Annotated in this window: 16 protein-coding genes and 1 pseudogene; 1 reads left to right on the top strand and 16 read right to left on the bottom strand. The window is 75.0% G+C overall.

Annotation, left to right across the window (positions count from 1 at the left end; all coding sequences use genetic code 11):
- From PV410_RS17295 to PV410_RS17330, 8 genes and pseudogenes are all read right to left on the bottom strand, one after another.
- A pseudogene (locus tag PV410_RS17295) lies at window positions 1–200 on the bottom strand (hypothetical protein); the annotation flags it as partial.
- On the bottom strand, window positions 197–1,009 hold the full coding sequence (locus PV410_RS17300; protein WP_500325464.1) for a thiamine pyrophosphate-binding protein: 813 nt from the start codon (window positions 1,007–1,009) through the stop codon (window positions 197–199). The pseudogene PV410_RS17295 and the gene PV410_RS17300, both read right to left, overlap by 4 nt.
- The gene (locus tag PV410_RS17305) at window positions 1,006–2,868 is read right to left on the bottom strand and encodes a M20/M25/M40 family metallo-hydrolase (RefSeq protein WP_500325466.1); all 1,863 of its coding nucleotides are present in this window, start codon (window positions 2,866–2,868) and stop codon (window positions 1,006–1,008) included. Before PV410_RS17305 ends, PV410_RS17300 begins: the two co-directional genes overlap by 4 nt.
- Window positions 2,865–3,929, bottom strand: a complete 1,065-nt coding sequence (gene argC, locus PV410_RS17310) for an N-acetyl-gamma-glutamyl-phosphate reductase (protein ID WP_500325467.1) — start codon at window positions 3,927–3,929, stop codon at window positions 2,865–2,867. Before argC ends, PV410_RS17305 begins: the two co-directional genes overlap by 4 nt.
- Window positions 3,922–5,241: a DegT/DnrJ/EryC1/StrS family aminotransferase gene (locus PV410_RS17315; protein ID WP_500325468.1), complete on the bottom strand. Its 1,320-nt coding sequence runs from the start codon at window positions 5,239–5,241 to the stop codon at window positions 3,922–3,924. Before PV410_RS17315 ends, argC begins: the two co-directional genes overlap by 8 nt.
- Complete coding sequence (locus PV410_RS17320) at window positions 5,238–5,888, bottom strand: aspartate aminotransferase family protein (protein ID WP_500325469.1); 651 nt, start codon at window positions 5,886–5,888, stop codon at window positions 5,238–5,240. Before PV410_RS17320 ends, PV410_RS17315 begins: the two co-directional genes overlap by 4 nt.
- A 26-nt stretch (window positions 5,889–5,914) precedes the next feature.
- Window positions 5,915–6,805, bottom strand: coding sequence for a RimK family alpha-L-glutamate ligase (locus PV410_RS17325; RefSeq protein WP_499513971.1), 891 nt, complete (start codon window positions 6,803–6,805; stop codon window positions 5,915–5,917).
- A complete protein-coding gene (locus PV410_RS17330) occupies window positions 6,802–6,990 on the bottom strand; it encodes a lysine biosynthesis protein LysW (RefSeq protein WP_450387848.1) in 189 nt (62 codons plus the stop codon). The genes PV410_RS17325 and PV410_RS17330 overlap by 4 nt, the downstream gene beginning before the upstream one ends.
- Before the next feature lie 319 nt (window positions 6,991–7,309).
- Between PV410_RS17330 and PV410_RS17335 the strand changes: the two genes are divergently transcribed.
- Window positions 7,310–9,046 (top strand): hypothetical protein, encoded by a 1,737-nt coding sequence (locus PV410_RS17335; protein WP_500325471.1) that lies wholly within the window; start codon window positions 7,310–7,312, stop codon window positions 9,044–9,046.
- Window positions 9,047–9,070: 24 nt separating this feature from the next.
- On the opposite strand, the gene PV410_RS17340 is transcribed toward PV410_RS17335, so the two are convergent.
- From PV410_RS17340 to PV410_RS17375, 8 genes are all read right to left on the bottom strand, one after another.
- Complete coding sequence (locus tag PV410_RS17340; RefSeq protein WP_500325473.1) at window positions 9,071–9,679, bottom strand: LysE family translocator; 609 nt, start codon at window positions 9,677–9,679, stop codon at window positions 9,071–9,073.
- A complete protein-coding gene (locus PV410_RS17345; RefSeq protein WP_500325475.1) occupies window positions 9,673–10,419 on the bottom strand; it encodes a thioesterase II family protein in 747 nt (248 codons plus the stop codon). The genes PV410_RS17340 and PV410_RS17345 overlap by 7 nt, the downstream gene beginning before the upstream one ends.
- 7 nt (window positions 10,420–10,426) lie before the next feature.
- Complete coding sequence (locus PV410_RS17350; RefSeq protein WP_500325477.1) at window positions 10,427–10,681, bottom strand: acyl carrier protein; 255 nt, start codon at window positions 10,679–10,681, stop codon at window positions 10,427–10,429.
- Window positions 10,678–15,000: a non-ribosomal peptide synthetase gene (locus PV410_RS17355; protein ID WP_500325479.1), complete on the bottom strand. Its 4,323-nt coding sequence runs from the start codon at window positions 14,998–15,000 to the stop codon at window positions 10,678–10,680. Before PV410_RS17355 ends, PV410_RS17350 begins: the two co-directional genes overlap by 4 nt.
- Window positions 14,997–15,767 carry a 4'-phosphopantetheinyl transferase family protein gene (locus tag PV410_RS17360; RefSeq protein WP_499513965.1) on the bottom strand — a complete coding sequence of 257 codons (771 nt, stop codon included), beginning with the start codon at window positions 15,765–15,767 and terminating at the stop codon, window positions 14,997–14,999. Before PV410_RS17360 ends, PV410_RS17355 begins: the two co-directional genes overlap by 4 nt.
- A 22-nt stretch (window positions 15,768–15,789) precedes the next feature.
- Window positions 15,790–17,547, bottom strand: coding sequence for an acyl-CoA dehydrogenase family protein (locus PV410_RS17365; RefSeq protein WP_500325481.1), 1,758 nt, complete (start codon window positions 17,545–17,547; stop codon window positions 15,790–15,792).
- Window positions 17,544–19,304: an acyl-CoA dehydrogenase family protein gene (locus tag PV410_RS17370; protein ID WP_500325483.1), complete on the bottom strand. Its 1,761-nt coding sequence runs from the start codon at window positions 19,302–19,304 to the stop codon at window positions 17,544–17,546. Before PV410_RS17370 ends, PV410_RS17365 begins: the two co-directional genes overlap by 4 nt.
- A 479-nt stretch (window positions 19,305–19,783) precedes the next feature.
- Window positions 19,784–21,406, bottom strand: coding sequence for a PfaD family polyunsaturated fatty acid/polyketide biosynthesis protein (locus tag PV410_RS17375; protein ID WP_500325484.1), 1,623 nt, complete (start codon window positions 21,404–21,406; stop codon window positions 19,784–19,786).
- Between the last annotated feature and the right edge of the window lie 6 nt (window positions 21,407–21,412).

The following is a 21,412-nucleotide window of genomic DNA, read 5'->3' on the forward strand; positions in this document are numbered from 1 at the left end:
CACGGAGCGGCGCACACGGCGACCGCGAGGGGACGAGTGGCGGTGTCCCCGCCGAAGGCCCCGAACCGGCCACGGTGGTGCGCCCGCTGGAAGGGGTGCCCCTTGCCGCCGAGGTCGGCCTCCAGGCACAGGACCCGGTCGTCCCCGGCGGCGAGCGCGGCGAGTTCGGCGCGGTAGGCGTCGCGCCCGGACAACGTCATCGGATCAGTCGCTTCCACTGGGCGGCGCGCGCGGCGTCGATCGTCACGTAGTGCGAGGCGGCCTTCCCCTCGACGGGCGGCACGCCCTTGCCCTTCACGGTGTGCGCGACGACCGCGAGCGGGTGGGTGGCGGCCGACCGGTCGGCGGCGAACAGGGCCGACAGCGCGCCCAGGTCGTGGCCGTCGACCTCGGCGGTGTCGAAGCCGAAGGCCGCGAAGCGCTCCGCGAGGTGCGGCAGGGGGGAGATGTCGGCCACCATGCCGTCGTTCTGGCCGCCGTTGCGGTCCACGACCAGGACGAACCCGCCGAGCCGCTGGGCGGCCGCGACCTGGCAGGTCTCCCATACCAGGCCCTCCTGGAGTTCGCCGTCCCCCGCGACGGCGATCGCCTTGCCGGTGCCGCCCTGCAGCCGTTGCGCGAGCGCCCAGCCCGCGGCGTACGCCACGCCGTGGCCGAGGCTCCCGGTCGGGAACACCACGCCCGGCACCTTGGGTCCCGGGTGGCCGGTGTAGGGCCGGCCGGCCAGACCGTAGTGCGGGGCGGGGTTGTCCGGGATCACGCCGGTGACGTGGAGCGCGGCGTACAGGCCGGCGGCGGCGTGGCCCTTGCTCAGGACGACCTGAGTGCCGTCGTCCGCCGCGGCGGCGTGGTCGAGGGCGGCGACGAGGACGTCGAGGACGGACAGGCTCCCGCCCAGGTGGCAGCCGCGGGGGCTCGCCGCCATGTCGACGACGAGTTCGCGGGCGCGGCGGGCCCGTTCGACGAGCGGCCGGTGCGCGGTCTCCCGTACGGCGGTCGCGGGCGTCATGCCGCGCCGCCGGAGGTGAACCAGTGGCGGACGGCGTCGGCGAGGACGCCGCGGGCGCGGCGGTACTCGTCGGCCGGGAGGCGTTCGGCGTCCGTGTGGTCGAGGGAGGCGTCGCCGGGCCCGTAGGCGACCATGGGGACGCCGTGCCAGGTCGTGGCGAGGGTGTTCATGTCGGAGGTGCCCTTCTTGACGACGTGCCGGGGCCGGATGCCGGCGCGCGCGAACGCGCGGCCGAAGGACCTGGCCAGGGTGGTGGCGCGGCCGCCCGCGACGCCGGGGGTGGCGCGGAGCACCTCGACGGCGAGGCCGTCGCCAGGGGCGTCGAGCACCAGGGCGGCCTTGCGGACGGTGGCGAGGTCGGCGTCCGGCGGGATGCGGAAGTTGAGCGTGCCGACGGCCCGCTGGGCCTCCCGGGAGTCGTGGGTGCGGACGTCGATGAGGGCGCTGAGCGCGTCGGGCGCGTGGGCGGCGACGGCGGCGCGGATGCCGGCGACGGCGCGCAGCAGCAGGTCGGGCGCGGTGACGGCGCCCATGCCCGCGGAGTGGCCGCTGGCGGCGGTGGCCGTGAGGCGGAGCTTGAACAGGCCGAAGTAGCCGAGGGTGAGGGTGCCGGAGCCGCTGGGCTCGCCGACGACGACGGCGTGGGCCGGGTAGTGGTCGCGGGCGTGGAAGGCACCCTTAGCTGAGGAGACCTCCTCCTCGACGGCGCCGACGACCCGCAGCTGGCCGTCGTCCGGGACGTCGGCCGCGGCCAGCACCTCCAGGAACGCGGCGAGGCTCCCCTTGGCGTCGACGGTGCCCCGGCCGGAGAGTTCGCCGTCCCGCCAGGCGGCCGGCCAGTGGTGCGGCACGGTGTCGAGGTGCCCGAGGAGCAGCAGGCGGCGCGGGCCGTCCCCGCGGGTGGCGACGAGGTTGCCCACGGCGTCGATGTGCGCGTCGATGCCGTGCCCGGCGCACCACTCGCGCAGGTAGGCGGCGAGTTCGTGCTCGTCCCCGGAGACGGAGGGGATGCCGGCGGCGCGGCCGAGCAGGGTCAGGTCCTGCTCGGGGGGCGCCTCGCGCCAGAACCGGGTCCAGCCGGTGGGCTCGGCCAGGGTGTGGGGGCCGGTGATGGCGACGTCCCCGGTCCCGTCGAGGGCGAGTTCGGCGGCGCGGACCTTCTGCCGCATGCGGCCGCCCGCGTACCGCGCGGCCTCGCCGGGGTGGGCGTGGCGGAGCGTCGACGCCGGGTCGGCGGGGTCGGTGAGCAGTCCGGCGGTGCCGGTGACGAGGCGGAGGTGGTCGGCGTCCAGGGCGCGCGCGAGGGCGGCGGCCAGGACGTCGGCGTCCACGTTGAGGGGGGCGCCCCCGTCGCGGTCGCGCACCGGCGGCGACACGCACACCACGTCGTACGCGTCCAGCAGGGCGCGCAGCGCCGCCGTGTCGACGTCCTGCGGGACCCCGGCCCGGTGGTCGCGCACGACGCGGCTGCGGCCCTCGGGCGTGACGGTCTTCAGCGGCCGGTTGGCGCGCCCGCCGACGAGCCCGCCGCGGGCGGCGACGGCGGTGAGGACGGTACGGCCCAGGTCGCGCAGGCCCGCCTCGACCGAGGGCAGGGTGACCCGCTCGTAGGCGTCGACGATGTGCGTCATCTCCTCGGGCGGGCAGTAGCGCACGGTGTCGCCGCTCGCGAGGCGCAGTTCGGGCATGGCGCGCCCGAGGGCGGTGTAGTGCCGCTCGATGCCGACGGCGCCGCCCGCCACGAGCAGGACGCGGGCGCCGCGGGCGACGAGGTCGGACAGCTCGTGGAGGATCGCGCCGCGGGCGAGGGTGGCGCTGCCCACCTTGACGACGTACAGGGGCCGGTACGGGGACGTCACGGTGCCACCGCCGTCCGGGGCAGGCCCTCGGTCTCGTCGAGGCCGCAGAGCAGGTTCATCGCCTGGACGGCCTGCCCGGCCGCGCCCTTGACCAGGTTGTCCAGGGCGGCGACGGCGACGGCCTGGTCGTCCTTGACGACGACGGCGACCTCGGCGACGTTGGAGCCCACGACCGCCTTGAGCATCGGGAAGTCCTGCGGCGCCCTGGGCGCGGGGCGCACCTTGACGAAGGGGCGGCCCTTGTAGGCGCGTGCGTAGGCGCGCTTGACGTCCAGGCCGGTCACGCCCTCGCGCAGCCGGGCGTACCCGGTGACGAGGATGCCGCGGGGCACGTCGAGGCTGTGGCTGGTGAAGCGCAGCTCGGGCACGGTGCCGGTGAGGTCGGCGATGGCCTGCCGGATCTCGGGGGCGTGCCGGTGCCCGAAGGGCTTGTGGACACGGAAGTTGCCGGCCCGCTCGGCGGGGTGCTCGCCGCTGTCCCGGCCGCCGCCGGTGGAGCCGGTCTTGGCGTCGACGACGACCTCGGGCAGCGCGAGCCCGTCCGCGAAGAGCGGGTGCAGGGCGTAGACCGAGGCGACGGCCATGCAGCCGGGCAGGTTGACGAAGCGGCCCTGCGGGACGGCCGGGGACAGCTCCGGGACGTAGTACGCGAAGTCCTCGGCGGCCGGCTGCTCGGCGGTGCGCGGGTAGTGGGCGCGGACCTCGCCCGGGTCGCGCAGCCGGAAGTCGCCCGCGACGTTGAGGACCCGCTTGGCGTGCCCGGACAGCAGCGGCAGCAGCCCGGGCAGTGTGCCGGTGGGCAGGCAGGAGATGGCGACGTCGACGTCGTTGCCTTCGTCGGCCAGCTCCCGCAGCGGGCGCAGCGTCAGCCCCGCGGCACGCGGGTGGTTGCGCAGCCACGGGTGGACGGCGCCGAGCGCGGCACCGGCGGCGCGTTCGGCGGACAGGAAGGCGAGCTCCACGCCGGGGTGGTCCAGCAGCAGCCGGACGAGCTCTCCCCCGCTGTAGCCGCTGGCCCCCGCGACGGCGACCCGGACCGTGCCGGGCGTGGTGTCAGCCAAGGCGGGCCGCCTTCTCGTAGGGACGGCGGAAGTCGCCCTCCTGGACGAGCTTGCGGATCGCGTCGGGCCGGCGGGCGACCTTGGCGAAGGCGTCGGCGTAGCGCAGGATGCGCTCGTACTCGACCGGGGAGCGCAGCTCGCGGCAGAGCACGAGCGTGGTGTCGAGCATGTGCCGGATCACCGGGAAGTCCTGCGGGGTGTGGTCGCGCACGGCGCCCGGGTTGAGGGTGAAGGGGTGACCGCCGCCGAAGCCGGCCCGGTGCACGAAGGGCAGGTGGCAGGGGATGGGCGTGTTCTGCCACTCGCGGGCCGGTACGCCCTCGGCGACCAGCAGCTCGTGGACGGCCTCCTTGACCGCGTACGCGGGCAGGTCCGCCAGGCCGATCGCCTCGGGGTGCAGGGTGACCCGGTACATGTTGTAGGCGTGGACGTGGCCCTCGGGCACGTACGGCGGGGTGAACAGGCCGGTGTCCTTCAGGGCCTCGCCGAGCAGGGCGGCGTTCCGGGCGCGGACCGCGTCGTAGTACGGCAGCCGCTGCAACTGGCTCGCGCCGAAGGCGGCGGCGATCCAGGCCATGCCGTAGTCGATGCCGTGCCGGTCGAGGTAGGCCGTGGCCCGGTCGTACGACTCCTGCTCGGCGAAGAAGGCGATGCCGCCCTCGCCGCCGAGCGGGAAGTTCTTGTCGGCCATCAGGCTCTGCCCGGCGGCGTCGCCGAAGGAGCCGGCCACGCGGTCGCCGACGCGGGCGGAGTGGGCGTGCGAGGCGTCCTCCACCAGGGCGAGGCCGCGGCGGTCGGCCAGGGCGCGCAGCGCGGTCACGTCGGCGGGCAGGCCGTGGACGTGGACGGGCATCAGGGCGCGGGTGCGCTCGGTGACCGCCGCCTCGGCCGCGGCCGGGTCCATGCAGTAGGTGCGCGGGTCGACGTCGACGAAAACCGGGACCGCGTGCGCGGCCACGACGGCCTGCGCGGTGGCGATGAAGGTGAACGCCGGGACGATCACCTCGTCGCCGGGCCGGACGCCCGCGCCGACCAGCGCCATGTGCAGGCTGGAGGTGCCGCTGGCGGTGGGCAGCGCGAACGCCGCGCCCACGTAGGCCCGGTAGGCCTCGGCGAAGTCGGCGACGACCTTGTCGGGGTCCTGCCGCTGGGCCAGCAGGAGGTTGAAGACGTCCTCCTTGGTGATGACCGGGAAGAGGGTGCGGCGCAGGTCCCTGGGGATGACCGGCGCGCCGCCGAGGGCGGCCAGTTCGGCGGTCACGTCGTCGGGGTGCGGCAGCGGCAGGGGTGCCGCGGGGAAGTCGGTGATCATGAGTCAGCTCCCGAGAGGTCGCCCGGCGGGGCGGCCTGGGTGAGGGCCATCCGGACGCAGGCGGCGACCAGCGGGCTCAGCCGGTAGTTGAACTGCACGCCGGGCACCAGTCGCGGGTCGGCCTCCTCCTGCGTCCACATGGTGCGCAGGTCGTACGCGCCGAAGATCTTGAGCCGTTCGGCGCGGGCCCACACGGCGGGGTCGTCGGTCAGGACCGCGGCGGCCGGGCCGAAACCGAGGCCGGTGAGGTCGACGACGAGCACCGGCTCGGTGCCCGCGGCGGCGAGCCGGGCCAGGTCGTGGGCGTTGCCGGCGTCAAGCTCGACCAGGTCGTACGGGACCGGGCCCGCGGCGTCGCCGGTGGCGCCGGCGACGGCGGTGATGCCGAGCCAGTCCAGGAACGCGCGTTCCCGGTCGCCGGCGCCCGGCCGGGCGGCGACGCGGTCGCCGTGGCCGATGCCCTGCCCGGCGAGCGCCCCGTGCAGGGCGCCGCTGCGGCTGTTGAACAGCGCGGCCCTGGCGCGGCCGGTGCGCCGGGTGAGCAGCCGCTCCAGGCCGGGCAGTTCGCGGTCGCTCTTCTCGATGCTCATCACCACGCCCGAGGTGAGGACCCGGGTGAGCACCGTGGCGGTGTCGAACGCTTCCATGGGTGGGGTTCTCCTCCGTCTGCCGGTTACGCGGCGGTGGCGGCGGACTCGGGCCGGTAGGTCTCGACGACGTAGTCCGCGAGGTGGCCGGCCACGTCCACGCCGTGCTTGGCGGAGGAGCGGGCGAACTCGGGGTTCGCGTTGACCTCCAGGACCATCAGCTCGCCGGTGGTGCGGTCCTCGACGAGGTCGACCCCGTAGAAGCCCTCGCCGAGCGCGTCCACCACCTGGGCGCAGCGCTTCTCCATCTCGCGGGTCAACGGGACCCGTACGACCTCGGCTCCGAGGTGGGTGTTGGTGCGCCAGTCCGGCGAGACCCGCCGGATGGCGACGACGGGCGTGCGGCCGACGACCACGATCCGCAGGTCGTGGCCGGGCTTGTCGACGTACCGCTGGACCAGGACGGGGAAGAGCTTGCCCGCGGCGTCCGCGGACTCCCGTCCGCCGATCCACGCCTCGACGCACTCCTCGCTGGTCATCCGGGAGACCCCGCGGCCCCAGGAGCCGCTCACCGGCTTGATGACGGCGGGCAGTCCGACCTCGCCGACCGACTCGCGGACCTGCGCGTAGCTGAAGGCGTGGAAGGACTCCGGGTGGGGGACGCCGTGCCTGCTGAACAACAGGGCCTGCAGGCCCTTGTCGTTGCAGGTCTCGATCGTCGTCGCGCGATTCAGCGCGGGAACTCCGCTGAATTCCAGCCGGCGGGCCACATTGACGGCCTCGCGGTGCGAGAGATTGCGGATGAGTGCGAGGGCGGGCGGTTTCTTCCGGCCCGTCACCAGCCCCGCCAGGTCCTCCAGCAGGACCGGGCGGACCGCGAGCCCCCGCGAACGCAACGCCTCCAGGAGGAGTTTCTCGTCGGGGCGCAGGACGGTGGCCGACAGCAGCACCTCTAACCCGGCGTCGGACCCGGTCACTCGCCCCAGTCCTCTTCGACCTCGGGCGCGAGCTCTATCCGTGCGCCGGCCTCGGACTTCTCGACGACCTCGTGCTCCTGGCCGCAGGCCGCGCACTCGGTGATCTCGCCCTTCAGCCAGTCCTGCCGGACCGGGATGTCCGTGTCGCACACCAGGCACTGGAGCGCCGCGACAGGAGCAGTCATTTCTCTTTCCTTTCCACTGCATTCCGGGGCGGAAAAAGCAACTTCAGAATCCCCCGCCGGCAACTCGGCGGTCCAGCGGGTTCGCCGCCGTCCTCGTGATACGGCCATCGGGATCCTCAATGGGAAACCGGCCCGTCCGGCGCGCACACCGGCACCGGGGTTTCCCGCGAAAGTGGAATTCACCTTGCTGCGGTGCGACCACGGTGCGGATCACGGTGCGACGACGGTGCGGATGAACATCCGGGGAACGGACGGTGACGGCGGCATCCGTCGAACGATGTGTTCGATAAGTCCGTTATGTGGATGCTAGCTTCGGCCCGTGAACGACTCGGGCCTGCTCACCCTCGACACGCCGCTCCCACCGGCCACCCGCCGCACCCCGCGGCTCCTCCACTGGGTCACCGCGCTCCCCGTGCTCGCGCTGCTCGGCTGGTCCGTCACGACGGCGGAACTCCACGGGGACATCCGGTACGTCCTGGCGTGCCTGCGGACCGCCGGCGCGGACGGCCTCTCGCCCTCCGAGACGTTCACCCACCGGCCGTTCTTCTACCGGTGGTTCGTCGCCGGGCTGGACTCGGTCACGGCCGGACCGGTCGCCGTGCGCGAGATGATCATCCGGCTCGCCGGAATCCTGCTGTGCGCGGCCGCGGCGCTGGTGCTGCGCTGGGCCATGGCACGCCGTCTGCCGCGTCGCGACGCGACGATCACGGCCGCCGTGGTAGGGCTCTCCCTCGCGTTCGCGCCGCGGACCGACTTCCTGCAACCCGAGTGGGCCGCGACGCTGCTGTCGGTGGTGGCGGTCGCCTTGGTGCTGGGCCTCGACCGGCCGTGGACCGCCGCGCTCGTGGCGTCGTTGCCGCTGGCGCTCGCGGTGCTGATGAAGTACTCCACGGCGGCGACGGCCGCGATGGCGCTGCTCGTCGTCCTCGCCGTCGACCGGCTCAGGGCGTTGCTGCTCGCCGGGACGACGGTGGCCGGCGGGGCCCTGCTCTTCGCGATCAGTCTGTGGTCGGGGTCCCACGAGTGGCAGTGGGTCCGCGACATGCCCCGGATCAACAAGGGGGCGCTGACCCGGCAGGGCGTGGACCCCGCCTTCCTGCTCGACAGGGCCGCCGACTTCCTGGCGAACCGGGTCTACTTCAGCCCGATGGTCGCCCTGCTCCCCGCCGCGCTGCTGCTGTTGCTGTCCCGTCAGGCGGACCGGCGCAAGCGGGTGGAGTGGGCCGTGCTGGCGGTGCTGGTCTGCGCCGGCTGCCTGGCCGCGGTGGCGGTGCAGGGCAACTGGTTCGCCTACCACGCCGCCGCCCTGCCGGTCTTCGCCGCGGCCGTGTGGGGCCTGGCGGTGGCCCGCTGGTACGCGGACCTCAAGCGGCCGCCGCTCTTCCTGACCGCGGTCACGGCGCTGTACGCGGTACTGGTGCCCCTCGCCTCCCTCGCGCCCGCCTGGGCCCAGGGGACGGCGGCGGGCTGGCTGGCCGGCGCTGTCGCCCTGGCCGCGGCGTGCGCCGACCTGCGCCTGGCCCGTGACGGTGCGCGCCGCCCCGGCACCGCCCGGTGGCGTCGCGCCGCCCTGGCCCCGGTCGCGCTCTGCGGGGCGTTGTGCGTGGCGGTGACGGTCTGGCCCTCCTCCCCGCACCTGATGAGCCGTGCCGGGGTGAGCTCGACCAACGCCGAGTACCTGCGGACCAGCGCGGACAAGGCCGCCGCGGCGGACGCGGTGCGCCGGCGGATCCCCGACGGCGCGCCCGTGCTCTACCTGGCCTTCGGCGACGACGCCTACTTCGTGGACCACCCGGTGCGGTGCCGGTACCCGATCCCCACCTTCCTGCAGCGCGTGCGGTACCTGCCGGACGTGAGCGCGCTCCGGTCGCACGCCGAGAACGCCCGCTGCATCACCGAGGACCCGGCGCCCTACGCCGTCCTGCAGCGCGCCTGGTTCGACCTGGACCGGGTCGACCCCTCGGTCGCGGCCCGCATCGAGGAGGTCTACGACTGCCCGGAGACCGCGGACCCACGGGACCTCGTCGTCTGCCGGCTCCGGGCGGGCCGCGGGTAGCGCCGCCCGGAGCAGGCCGCGCGCTCAGTGCACCGCGAGGCGCAGCGCGAAACCGATGAGCAGCACTCCGGTGACGCGTTCGACGCGGGCCCGCACCACGGGCCGGCGCAGTACCGCGCCGACCCGGTCGACCACGACGACGTAGGTGCCGAACCAGGTCACGTACAGCACGGCGAAGACCAGCGAGAGCAGGAGCGCGCGCGGCAGGACGCTGCCCTGGGCGGGCAGGAACTGCGGGAGGAAGGTCACGAAGAACAGGGCGACCTTCGGGTTGAGGGAGTTGGACAGGAAGCCCTGCCGCAGGTGGGCCGCGCCGTTCGGCGGCGGGTCCCCGTCCGCCGGCTCCGGGGAGTCGGCGGCGCGGCGGGCCGCGCGCAGGGTCGTGAAGCCCATGTACAGCAGGTAGCCCGCGCCCACGGTGCGCAGCACCGTGAAGGCGACCGTCGAGGCCATCAGCAGCGCCGAGACCCCGAGCGCGGCCGAGGCGATGTGCACGCCCAGCCCGAGCACCCCGCCCACCATCGTCAGCAGCCCGCCCGCGCGGCCCGCTGCCAGGGCGTTCCTGGTGATCAGCGCCTGGTCGGGCCCGGGGATCACGATCAGGACGAGCGAGGCGGCGGCGAAGGTCAGCACGGCGGCGTCCGCAGCCGGGCGGCGAGCGCGCGGAGCACGACCGCGCTGTGCTCGCGCAGGTAGAAGTGGCCACCGGGGAAGGTGCGCACCTCCACCGGAAGGGTCGTCAGCTCCTGCCAGGCCGCCAGTTCGGCCTCGCCGACCCGGTCGTCGCGGCCGCCGAAGACCGTCACGGGGACCTCCAGCGCGGGCCGGTCCCCCCAGCGGTAGGTTTCCACGATCGTGTAGTCCGCCCGCAGCGGCACCGCGACCAGCGCCCGCAGCTCCGGTTCGTCCAGCACCTCCCGCGGGATGCCGCCGTGCAGCCGGGAGACCTCCGCCAGCAGTTCGTCGTCCGGCAGCAGGTGCAGCCCCCGCGAGGTGCGCGGCAGGTGGGGCGCCGGGAAGCCGGAGACCACCAGGCGCTCCGGGAGCCTGCGGCCCGCCTCGCGCAGGGCGCCGGCCAGCTCGTACGCCACCAGGGCACCGAGGCTGTGCCCGAAGAACGTGTACGGCGCGCCGAACGCCACCTGCTCGGTGAGCGCGGCGACCAGTGTCCCCATCGAGGTCAGCGGGGGTTCCCCGAAGCGCGACCCGCGGCCGGGCAGCTGCACGACGTGCAGTTCGACGCCGGTCAGGGCGCGCGCCCAGCGGACGTACTCGGCGGCCGAACCCCCGCCGTGGGCGAAGCAGTACAGCTTCGGAGCGCCGGGCCGGGCGGGCCCGCTGACCAGCCAGCGGGCCGACAGTTGGGTGATCACGGCGGGACTACCTCCCCAGGGGGGCCGGTCGGACGGCGACGAGATGGGCCGCGAGGGCGTCGGCCGTCGGGTGGTCGGCGATCGCCTTGGGTGTCGTGTCGATCCCCAGGTCCTCCTCCAGGCGCCCGCACAGGTCGAGGGTGGTCGCCGAGTCGAAGCCCAGGTGGTCCAGCGGCAGCGTCGGGTCGATCTCGTGGGGCGCGACGTCGAGGAGTTCCGCCAGGAAGGCGACGATCCACTCCCGCATCTGCTCGTACGTCATCGTGTCTCCTCCGTCAGCGGCTCGGACGGGCCGAGCAGCCCCTCCAGGTGGCCGTCGAGCGCTTCCACCGTCGTGTACTGCAGGACCGTGCCGACGGGCACGGTGATCCCGAACGCCGTGCGCAAGGACGCGACCAGCCGGGCCGCGAGCAGCGAGTCGCCGCCCGCCTCCAGGAAGTCGTCGGCGAGGTCGGCGCTGCCGAGGCCGAGCACCTCGCGCCAGATCTCGACCAGCTTGCGCTGGCGGTCGGTGCGCGGCGGCTTCGCGGGCCGGCCGCGCGCGGCGGTGCGGGCGCCGGCCTTGGCGAGCGCCTTGCGGTCGACCTTGCCGGTGCCGCTGAGCGGCAGCTCGGTCAGCGCGAACAGCTGGGCCGGCACCATGTGGGCGGCCAGCTGCCCGGCGGCGAAGTCCCGCAGCGCGTCGGGGGCGAAGCGGCTGCGCCGGTCGGGGCCGCGTGCCACGAGGACGTCGAAGCCCACCGAGCCGGGGCCGCCGTCGCGGGGCGTGAGCACGGCGCTGTCGGTGAAGCCCGCGGCGGCGAGTTCGGCCGCCCACTGCGCGCGGTCGAGCAGCGGGTGCGTGGTGCGCAGTTCGGTGTCCTCGAAGGTGTCGAAGCCCTGCTGGAGCCCCATCACCAGGTCGAACCACGGGTGGAAGGCGGTCTGCTCGACGATCAGCAGGGTCCCGCCGGGGGCGAGCAGCCCCCGCAGGGTGCGCAGCGTGCGGCGCACCTGACGGGTGTCGTGCAGCACGCTGGCGGCGACGACCAGGTCGGCGGTGTGGTCCTCGAAGCCCTGGGTCTGCGGGGGCGCGTCCAGGTCGAGCAGGTCGCAGCGCAGGAAGGGGTGCTCCGTGCCGAGGACCTCGCGGGCCCGGTCGGTGAAGTAGCGGGAGATGTCGGTGAACAGGTACTCCGTGGGCGCGGTGCGGCCGGCGGGCAGCAGCGGGAGCAGGTGCCGGGTCAGCGAGCCGTAGCCCGCGCCGACCTCCAGGACGCGCAGCGGCCGGTCGGCCGGCCATCCGGCGGTGAGGCGGCGCACCGCTTCCGTGGCGACGGCGTACGTCGGGCCGAACAGCCGCTCGTAGACGCCGGGGGTGCGGTCGGAGGCGTACAGCTCGGCGGAGTGCACGCTCTGGGTGAGGACCCCGGCGACGTCCCCGGCCAGGGCCAGCATCCAGTCGGTGACGTCCTCGGGGATGCCCAGCACCTCGCCCAGCACGGTGCGGCTGCGGGCGGCGAGCGCGTCGGGGATGCCGTCCGCGGCGGGCGGCCGTGCCGCCACCGCCCGGGCCAGCCAGCGCTCGTAGCGCGGGGCGACACCGGCGGCGTCGTCGGGCAGGCCCAGGCGGCGGAAGGCGGTGCCGACGGCGGTCGCGTACACCTCGTTCAGCACGTCCCAGGCGGCGCGCAGCTCCCGCGGCGAGGGACCGGGGGCGGGCACCTCGGCGGCGGAGCACAGCGCCCGCCAGTCGGCTTCGGCCCGGTCGGGATCGGCGTGCTCGGTGACGAAGAGCCCGTCGGCGCCGCCGGGGTCCCCGGCCGGGACGACGTAACCCAGCAGCCGGGCCGCGCCGGCCTCGCCGTCGGCCTTCACCACGACCGCGCTGTCCACGCCCGGGTGCCGGGTGAGGGTCGCCTCGATCTCGCCGAGCTCCACACGATGTCCGTTGATCTTGACCTGACCGTCCCTACGGCCCAGGAACTCGATGCTGCCGTCCGGCAGGTAGCGGCCGAAGTCGCCGGTCCGGTAGAGCCGTTCGCCGGTGACCGGATGCGTGACGAAGGCCGCGGCGGTGCGCTCGGCGTCGCCCCGGTAGCCGCGGGCCAGGCCGTGGCCGCCGATGTACAGCTCGCCTGCGGTCCACACGGGACAGGGCGCGTACCGCTCGTCGAGGACCTGGAAGGTCTGGTTCCGCAGCGGCTTGCCGTACGGCACGCTCGTCGCGCCCGCCGGGACCTCCTCCACCGGGTGGAAGATCGACCAGATGGACACCTCGGTGGCACCGCCCAGGCTGATCACCCGCGCCCGGGGCCACAGCGCGTGAATGCGGCCGGGCAGGTCGACGGGGATCCAGTCGCCGCTGAGCAGCACCAGCCGCAGGTCCGGCGGGACCTGCGCGCCCCCGGCCTCCAGATGCTCGACCAGCATCTGCATCTGCGCGGGCACCGAGTTCCACACCGTCACCCCGTGCGCGGCCATCACCTCGGCCCAGTGCGCGGGTTCGGCCCGCTGGTCCGGGTCGGGCAGCACCAGCGCGGCCCCGGCGGCGAAGGTGCCGAACAGGTCGTGCACGGACAGGTCGAAGCCGAGGTCGGCGAGGCCGAAGAGACGGTCGGTGGGGCCGATCCCGAAGCGCTCGTTGATGTCGGCGACGGTGTTGAGGGCCGCCCGGTGCTCGATCATCACGCCCTTGGGGGTGCCGGTCGAGCCCGAAGTGTAGAGGACGTACGCCAGGTCGGCGGGGTCGGCCGGGCCCGCCTGCACGGCGGCGTCCGGGCTGGCGGTGGTGCCGGAGGGCGGCTCGGTGACGACGCGGGGCAGGTCCTGCGGCCACTCCAGCCGCGCGTCCGTCCCGGCGTCCGTGACCACCGCGACCGCCCCGGCGTCCGTGAGGATGCGCTCCCGGCGCAGGGCGGGCAGTTGCGGCCCGACCGGGAGGTAGGCGCCGCCCGCCATGAGCACGCCGTAGGCGGCGGCGACCTGGGCGGGGCCCTTGTCGAGGGTGATGCCGACGGTACGGTCGCGCAGGTCGCCGCCGGAGAGCCGGCCGGCGACGGAGGCGGCCCACGCGGCGAGTTCGCCGTAGGTCACGGTGCCGGTGGTCGTGATCACGGCGGGACGCCCCGGATGCCGCTCGGCACGGTCGGGCAGCGCGGAGTGCAGCAGTCCGGACGGCGCCTCGCCCTCGGTGGCGTTGGCGGCCTCCCGGGCGGTGAGCTGGTGGGCGGGGAGCGGGATCACCAGCTCCTCGTCCCACGGGGCGCCGTCGGCGGCGAGCCGCGCCACGGCGCCGGTGTAGGCCGCGAACATGTCGTCGAGCATGCCCTCGGGGAAGAGCTCCTCGACCGCGTCCCAGGTCAGGTCCAGGCTTCCGGTGATGTCGACGACCTGGTGGTCGAGCCAGACCTGCGGGGTCTGGCTGATCCGGTACGTGATGGAACCGAAGTGGTCCATGGCCGACGAGACGTCCGCGGCGGTGCCCAGGCCGCTGGTGAAGACGACCGGCATCGTCTCGAAGCCGTTCTGCAGGCCGAGGCGGCGACGTTCGCGCAGCGCCTGCAGGGCGCTGACGTGGCGGTGCCGCAGGTCCTTGCGCAGCTGCCGCTGGACGCGGCCGGCCCGCTCGGCCAGCGGAACGCCGCCGCTCGCGTCCGTCTCCAGCAGGCAGATGGACGTGAAGTCGCCGACCACGCGGCGCAGATGGGGGTGGACTCCGCGGTGCCCTGCTCCGTCGCCGGAGAGCACCAGCGGGAGCCGGTTGAAGAGGGTGAGGTTGAGGGTGAACCGGCGGGTGCCGCTCCACATCGCCAGGACCTCGGAGAACACCGTGGCCAGCAGCGCCGTCGGGGTCAGGCCTCGCTCCTCGCAGCGCCCCTGCAGCCGCTTCCAGTCCTCCGGCGCCAGGTGGAACTCGCGGTGCGTGAAGACCGGCTTGTGCACGGCGACCGGGGACTTGGCCAGCGGCAGGTCGGGCGGCGGGGCCAGCGTCGCGGCGCGCGCCGTCCAGTACTCCCGTGCCTCGCGGTGCCGCGGCGACTCGTCGCCCCGCTCCAGGGCGAGCGCGTAGTCGCGGAAGCCCACCTCGACCGGCGGCAGCACCCGCTCCTCGTCCTGGCACAGCTGCGCCCACTCGCTGAACAGCACGGTGATGCTGGCCAGGTCGACCATGAGCAGGTCGAGGCTGACGTGCAGCCGGTCGTGGCCGGGCAGCCGGGACATGCGGATGTCGAACAGCGGCCAGTCGGCCGCGGTGTACACGCGGTGCGACATCTCCTCGCGCACCTCGGCCAGATGCCGTTGCGCCTCCTGCGGGGGCGCCCCGCGCAGGTCGGTGCAGCGGATCTCGTAGGCGGGGACCTCGGGCAGGATCCGCTGCCGGCCGTCCTCGCCGACGACGCAGCGCAGCATGCCGTGCCGCTCGATGAGCCGGGTCCAGGCGCGGGAGAGCAGCGCCGGGTCCAGGCGGCGGCCCTCCAGCTCGAAGTAGGCGTGCGGGGCGACGTTGCCGAGCACGAAGTTGGGGCCGCGGCCGACCCAGTACGCGTACTGGATCTCGGTCAGCGGGAAGGGGGCGTGGGCGTCGTCGTTCGCGGTCATCGGGATGTCCCCTCCGGGAGGAGTTCTGCCATGGCGGAGCGCAGCCGTACCGGCAGCGGCCCCTCGTCGTCCTCGCTGGCGCGGATGGCCACGCCGAGCGCGAACCGGTCCCACACCTGGAGCACCTGCACCTGCCACAGGGGGCGCTCGGGTTCGGGGATCTCGTCGTCGACGACGGCCAGGCCGCCGTCGCGCAGGCGGTGCACGGAGAAGGCGTCGAAGCCCCGGCACATGCCCATGCCGGTGGCCTTGGTGTACGCCTCCTTGGCGACCCAGGAGTCGGCGAAGGCGTGACCGCGCTGGTCCTCGCGGTCGCGCCGCAGCACCTCGTTCTCCAGGGGGGTGAAGACCTTCGGCGCGAACTGCATCGCCTCGGGCCGGGCGGGGGTGGTCTCGGCGTCCACTCCGGCGGTGCGGCCGCGCACGACGATGGCGGCGATCAGCCCGTTGGTGTGGGTGATGTTGAAGTCCAGCCCCCAGTCGGCACCGTCGACGACGGGCCGGCCGTACTTGCCCTTGCGGAAGCGCCACGAGTCCGGTGGCTCGTCGGTGTAGAGCGACAGGACCTGACGGGACAGCAGCCGTGCGCCGAGGAAGCGGCGCCGGGCGGCGGGGAACAGCAGCCGGTCGTGCCGGGCGCGCTCCTCGTCGGTCAGCAGTTCCAGACCGCCCGTCGCCTCGGCGAACCGGTCCACGTCCTCCTCGGCGAGCAGCCACACGTCGGCGCTGTCGGCGAGCGGGTCGGCGGACGGTACCGCGGTGTCCATGAGCACTGCCTCCATCGGTGGGTCACCAGTTGACGGGGAACGCGCGGAAGGAGAAGAGCAGGCCGTCGCGGTGCGCCGCCTCCAGCGCCGCGGCCACCTCGTCGACCTCCTCGGGGCCGGTCACCCGGCGCGTGGGGTGGAACCGCCGCAGCAGCCGCTCCAGGCAGAGCAGCAGCACCGCCGGGGAGCGCAGCGGCGGGCTCAGGCTCTCCCGGCCGCGCAGGTGGAGGTGGACGACGGCCGCGGCGGCGGAGACCGTCGTGTACTGCTCGGCCAGGTCGAACAGCTCGGCCGACTGGCTGGCGGCCTTGCCGAGGGCGGAGGTGAGCTTGCGGTGCTCCTCGGCGATCCGGTCCAGTTCGCCGGCGAGCGCGTCCGCGGTCGCCGCGCCGTCCGCGAGCCGGGCCGCGTCGCGGCCGGTCGTGGCCGCCGCCTCCCGCCGCAGCTCGGCCACGGCCGCGCGCAGGGTGACCACCGGGTCGTCGACGCCGCGGCTGAACAGCTGCTGCCCGGCGGGCCGGTACGGCTCCATGGGGTGGGCCGGGTCGAAGAGCACGGCGACCCTGGCCGCGGCCTCCTCGACCAGCCCCGGCGGCGGGGTGACGGCGGAGCTGAGCAGCGGTCCGAGCTGCAGGGCGATGTTCTTCAGGTTGACCACGGTGTTGCCGTCGGCGAAACCGGCCACGCCGAAGTCGCGCCGCGCCTTCTGGAAGATCCCGTGCCGCGGGTGGTCGCGCAGCCAGTGGCGGGCGCCGAGCACCACGCCGAGCCGGCCGAGCGTCCCCTCCAGCAGGGTGGGCACGAAGTACTTGACCACCGACGACCAGATGCTGATCTGCGCCGGGGCCATCTGCAGGGCGCGCACCGCGGTGGAGGTCATGGCGTCGGCGACCAGCAGTTCGGCGTAGGACTCCGCGAGCTGCCGCCGCGAGTACGGGATCGCCGAGACCGTGGTGCCGAAGACCTCCCGGGTCGTGGCGAAGTCCAAGGTGGTGCGCAGGGCGGTGTCCACCGTGCTCAGCGCGATCAGGTTGATCAGGACGCGGGCGAACTGCCCGGCCTTCAGGGCGATCTCCAGGCCCTGCCCCTCGCGGCCGACGAGCGCGGCGGACGGCACGAAGCAGTCCCGCAGCCGCACCCCGCTCATGTCGAGGCCGCGCAGGCCGTGCAGCGGCTCGTCGGGCAGCGGTTCGCAGCTGCCCGCGGTCAGGGCGCGCTTGTCCAGGGCGAGGATCGAGTAGCCGCCGGGGCCGCCCTGGGGGGAGGTGCGGGCGAAAAGCATGACGACGTCGGCCTGGGTGGCGTTGCCGATCGTCCACTTCTCGCCGTCGAGCAGCCAGCCGCCCTCGACGGGCCGCGCGGTCAGCTCGTTGGCGAGCACGTCGCTGCCGTGCCGGCGTTCGGACAGGCCCCAGGCCATCTTGCCGCCGGAGCGGACGTGGTCGGCGAAGGACGTGCGCTGCTCGTCGCTGCCCGCGATCCACAGCGGCATGTAGGCGATGCTGGTGATCACCATCGCGGTGGCGGTGGTGGGGTCGCGGCGGGCGACCAGCCGGAACAGGTGGTAGCCGTCCTGCACGTCGACGGCCCGGCCGCCGTGCGCGGCGGGCACGATCCAGTCGTACAGGCCCCAGGAGGCCAGCAGGTCGACGAACTCGTGCGGATACGCCTCGCGTTCGTCCAGGTCGAGGACGCGGGCGTACGGCATGGGACCGGCGGGGTCGTTGGGGCTCCCCAGGTGGCGCTCCAGGTCGGCCATGAGCGCGGGCAGATCGGTCATGTCTCCTCGTCCTCCGGTCCCGGTCGGTCGCACAGCCGCACCGGCAGTGCCGTGAACAGGCGGCGTGCCGCGTCGAGTTCGGCGATCAGCCGGCCCGCCGGGGCGACGTCCCGGCCGGCGGTGCGCGGGTCGCGGCCCTCGGCCACCGTGAGGAGCAGCGCCGTCACGGCGGTGAGCCATCCGGCTCCGCCGGGCTCCGGCTCGCCGTACAGGCCGCCGCGGTCGCGGTGGAACCACCAGGTCAGGGCCGCCGTCGCGGCCGCGTGGAGCGGGCACAGCCGGTCCGCCAGGTCGAGCAGGTCGGGGGCCGCCCGCTGCCGCGGCGCGGCCGCCGCCTCCCGGAAGGTCGCGGCCAGGCCCGACTGCACCCCGGTGACCAGCGTCGCGGCGCGCGTCGCGCCCCTGCGGTGGAGCTCGGCGGCGATGGTGTCGGCGTGCGAGGCGAAGCCGAGCAGGATGTCGTCGCCCGGCCGGGCCCCCAGGTCGAGGGCGGCGGGGTCGAGGCCCGGCAGGGCGGCGCCGCCCAGGTCGAAGAGGGCGGCGAGCCTGCGCTCGCGCTCCGGTTCCGGTTCCCGGGGCGTGGCGTACGCGGGCAGGAACATCGCGACCGCCCGCAGGTTGCCCAGCACGCTGGTGTCGATGACCTCGACCATCGCGTTGTCCCGGACGGCCTTGTCGAGGACGGCGCCCGGGCCGTCGCCGTCCCGCAGCACCGCACGCGCCCCGACGAGGGCGCGGGCACGGTGCGCGCAGTCGGCGGTGAGCCGGGTGGCGACGCGCTTGACGACGGACGAGGCCAGGCCGAAGGTGCCCGGCGCGACATGGGCGTACCGTGCCGCGACGAGCGCCGTCAGGTCGGCGGCCATGAACTCCGCGGCGGCCACCGCCAGTTCCCGCGCCCCGTACGGGGTGTCCGCGACGGGCTCGCCGCCCGTGCGGTGCGCCCGCGCGAACCTCAGGGCGGTGCGCAGCGCGGTGTCGGCGGTCGCCAGGCCGCCCGCGGTGCTCATCAGCCGGACGATCTGCTGGGCCCGCATCGCCCCGGCGAGCCCGGCGCCGGCGCCGCCGACCACCGCGTCCGGCGGCACGGGCACCGCGTCGAAGGCCAGGTCCGCGAAGTCGATGCCCCGCATCCCCGTGGTGCGCCGCGCGGGCAGCCGCCGCACGCGGGCGTCGGCCAGGGTCTCCGGGCCCAGCAGCAGCGCCGTGAACGCCGCCGGGCCCCGGTCCGCGGTCCTGGCCACCACGACGGCCGCGTCGGCGCTCGCGCCGCGCCCCACGAGCCATTTGGTGCCGGTCAGCGTCATGGCGGCGGTGTCGAGGCGGCAGGTGTTCGCCAGCACGTCGCTTCCCGCGTGCTCCTCGGACAGCCCGAACGCGACGGTACGGCCCTCGCGCGCCCACGCGGCGACGGTCCTGCGCTGCTCGGGGGTGCCGGCGGCGAGCACGGTCATGACGGCGGAGATGCCGAACATGGTGGCGGGCATGACGTTCGCGTCCCGCCGGGCGGCGACGCGGACGAGGACGTGGGTGTCCTCCAGCGTGCGCAGGCTCCCGCCGAGGTCCGCGGGCAGGTAGGCGACGTGGAAGTCCTCCTCCCGCAGCCGCGCCTCCCACCGCGCCGGGTACGCCTCTTCGTCGTCACGGGCCGTCCCGGCGGCGAAGCCGTACGGGTTCCCGGGCTCCCACGGATCCCCGAGCGCGGCGTCCAGCGCCTCGGCGGCGGCGAAGGGGGTCTCCGGTCCCGCGGGCGTCACGTCGCCGGGCCTTCGCGGCCGCACTGCGACGGCCGTCGACGACGGCGCGGGGCCGTCCCCCTCCGCCCCTCGGGCCGCACGCGGCCCCTGGCCGCGGTCCGCCGGAGGCCGCGCCTCGTCGTCCCGCGGCGCGTCGACCACGAGGGCCCCGCCCGGCGGTCGCGGTGCCGCGCCGGCCACCCGGCCGGAAGGCCCGCTCCCCCGACCGGACCGGCCCGGGGCCCCGGGGTGTTCCGCATCTGCAGCAGACGCCACCGGGCCGTCCGCTCCGGACCACGGCACGTCGTCGCCCGGAGCGCCGGAGGCGGTCACCTTCACGCCCGCGACGGCTCCGTCCTGCGGGGGCAGCCGGAGCCCGCGCCCCGTCCCCCGCCCGTCGGCGCGGCCGTTCCCCACCTCAGCCGACGGCGACGCCCCCGCTGGCGCCGGGCTGTCCGCCCCGGCGGCCCTGCCGCCTGCCGGGAATGACGGCCGGGCCGTCACGGCCGCACCCCCACCGCGGGGCCGGGCGCGTTCGCGTCGTCCGGCGAGGGCCGGGTCGCGATGCCCGCCGGGAAGGCGACCCCCGCCGCACGCAGGAACGCGAGCCGCTGGTGGAAGGCGGCGCCCGTCATGATCTGCCGGGCGACGTCCGCGACCCGCCGGTGCTCGGGGGCCGCCAGGTACGTCCCGCGGACCCAGGCGTTGAAGCTGCCCATCGCCGGCCCGCACCAGATCTGGTAGTCGACGGCGCGGTCGGCCTCGCCGGTCTTGGCCCAGCGCGAGGCCATGCCCAGGTACCAGCGGAAGACCAGCGCGGCGCGCCGCTTGGGGTTGCCCTCGGCGCGGGCCAGCTGGTCGGGGTCGCGCCGCCGGAAGTACGCGAGGGTCTCGTCCCACACCGTGTCCAGCGGGCGCCGGAAGACCTGCTGCTCCACCTTCTGCCGCACCGCCGCCGGGATGGCCTCGATCCCGTCGTACGTCCGGTACAGCTCGTAGAGCTGCTTGGCCCGCATCGGGAAGAACGTGCCCCGCTTGAGCACCTGGAGCTCGACGCCCATCTCGAACATGTCGGCCGCCGGCGCCATCTCGAAGTCGGCGATGCCCGCCTGGGCCAGCATCTCCTTGACGCGGGGTGAGGTGTCGGCCTCCAGGCAGGACTGGTTGACCGATCCCGTCACCACGTAGTCGGCACCCATGGCGAAGGCGGCGGCCGCCGCCTCGGGCGTGCCAATGCCGCCGGCGGCGCCCACGCGGATGCGCTCGGCGTAGCCCTCCTCCTGCTGGACGGCGTCGCGCTGCCGGATGATGACGGGCAGCAGCGCGGGCAGCGGGCGGCGGTCGGTGTGGCCGCCGGAGTCGGCCTCGACGGTGATGTCGTCGGCGAGCGGGACGCGTTCGGCGAGCCGGGCCTGCTCCTGCGTGATCGCGCCCTCGGCGACGAGCGCCCGCACCATGGCCTCGGGGGCGGGCCGCATGAACAGCTCGGCGAGTTCGGGGCGGGAGATCTTGGCGATGACCCGGTTGCCCGCGGTGACGCCGTACGGTCCGCCGGCCCGCAACCCGGCCAGCCGGTAGCGGACGAGGTGCGGGGTGAGGGCGAGGAAGGCGGAGGCCTCCACGCAGGGCACGCCGTACTTCAGGAACAGGTCGACGGCGGTGCGCTCCAGGCGCTCCTCGCTCGGGCTGTGGATGAGGTTGCAGGCGTACGGGAGGCCGGGGATCTCGTCACGGAAGCGGACCAGGGCCTTCTCCACGGCCTCCGGGAGCAGGCCCGCCGCGCCGTACGAGCCGAGGAAGCCGGCCCGGGCCATGGCGACGACCATGCCGGCGGAGGCGATGCCGTTGGCCATGGCGCCGCTCATGTAGGCGTAGCGCAGGCCGTGGGCCTTCAGGAAGGCGGCGCTGCCCAGGCGTTCGGGACCGAGCGGGGGCGCGGCGGCGACGATCTCGTGCTCGCCGGCCGGGCCGACGGCGCCGCCGGTGGCGGCGCCCAGCCCGTAGGGACCGCGCAGGACATAGACGGGTTCGTCGAGCCGCATCAGGGCTTCGTAGACCCCGGTGTCGCCGACAGCCGGCGCCTGGGGTCCGGTCCACCGCGGCCGGTGGAGGTCGGTGGTCATGCTGCG

It is taken from the genome of Streptomyces sp. PA03-5A, from assembly GCF_033792725.1.
Taxonomy (GTDB): Bacteria; Actinomycetota; Actinomycetes; order Streptomycetales; family Streptomycetaceae; genus Actinacidiphila.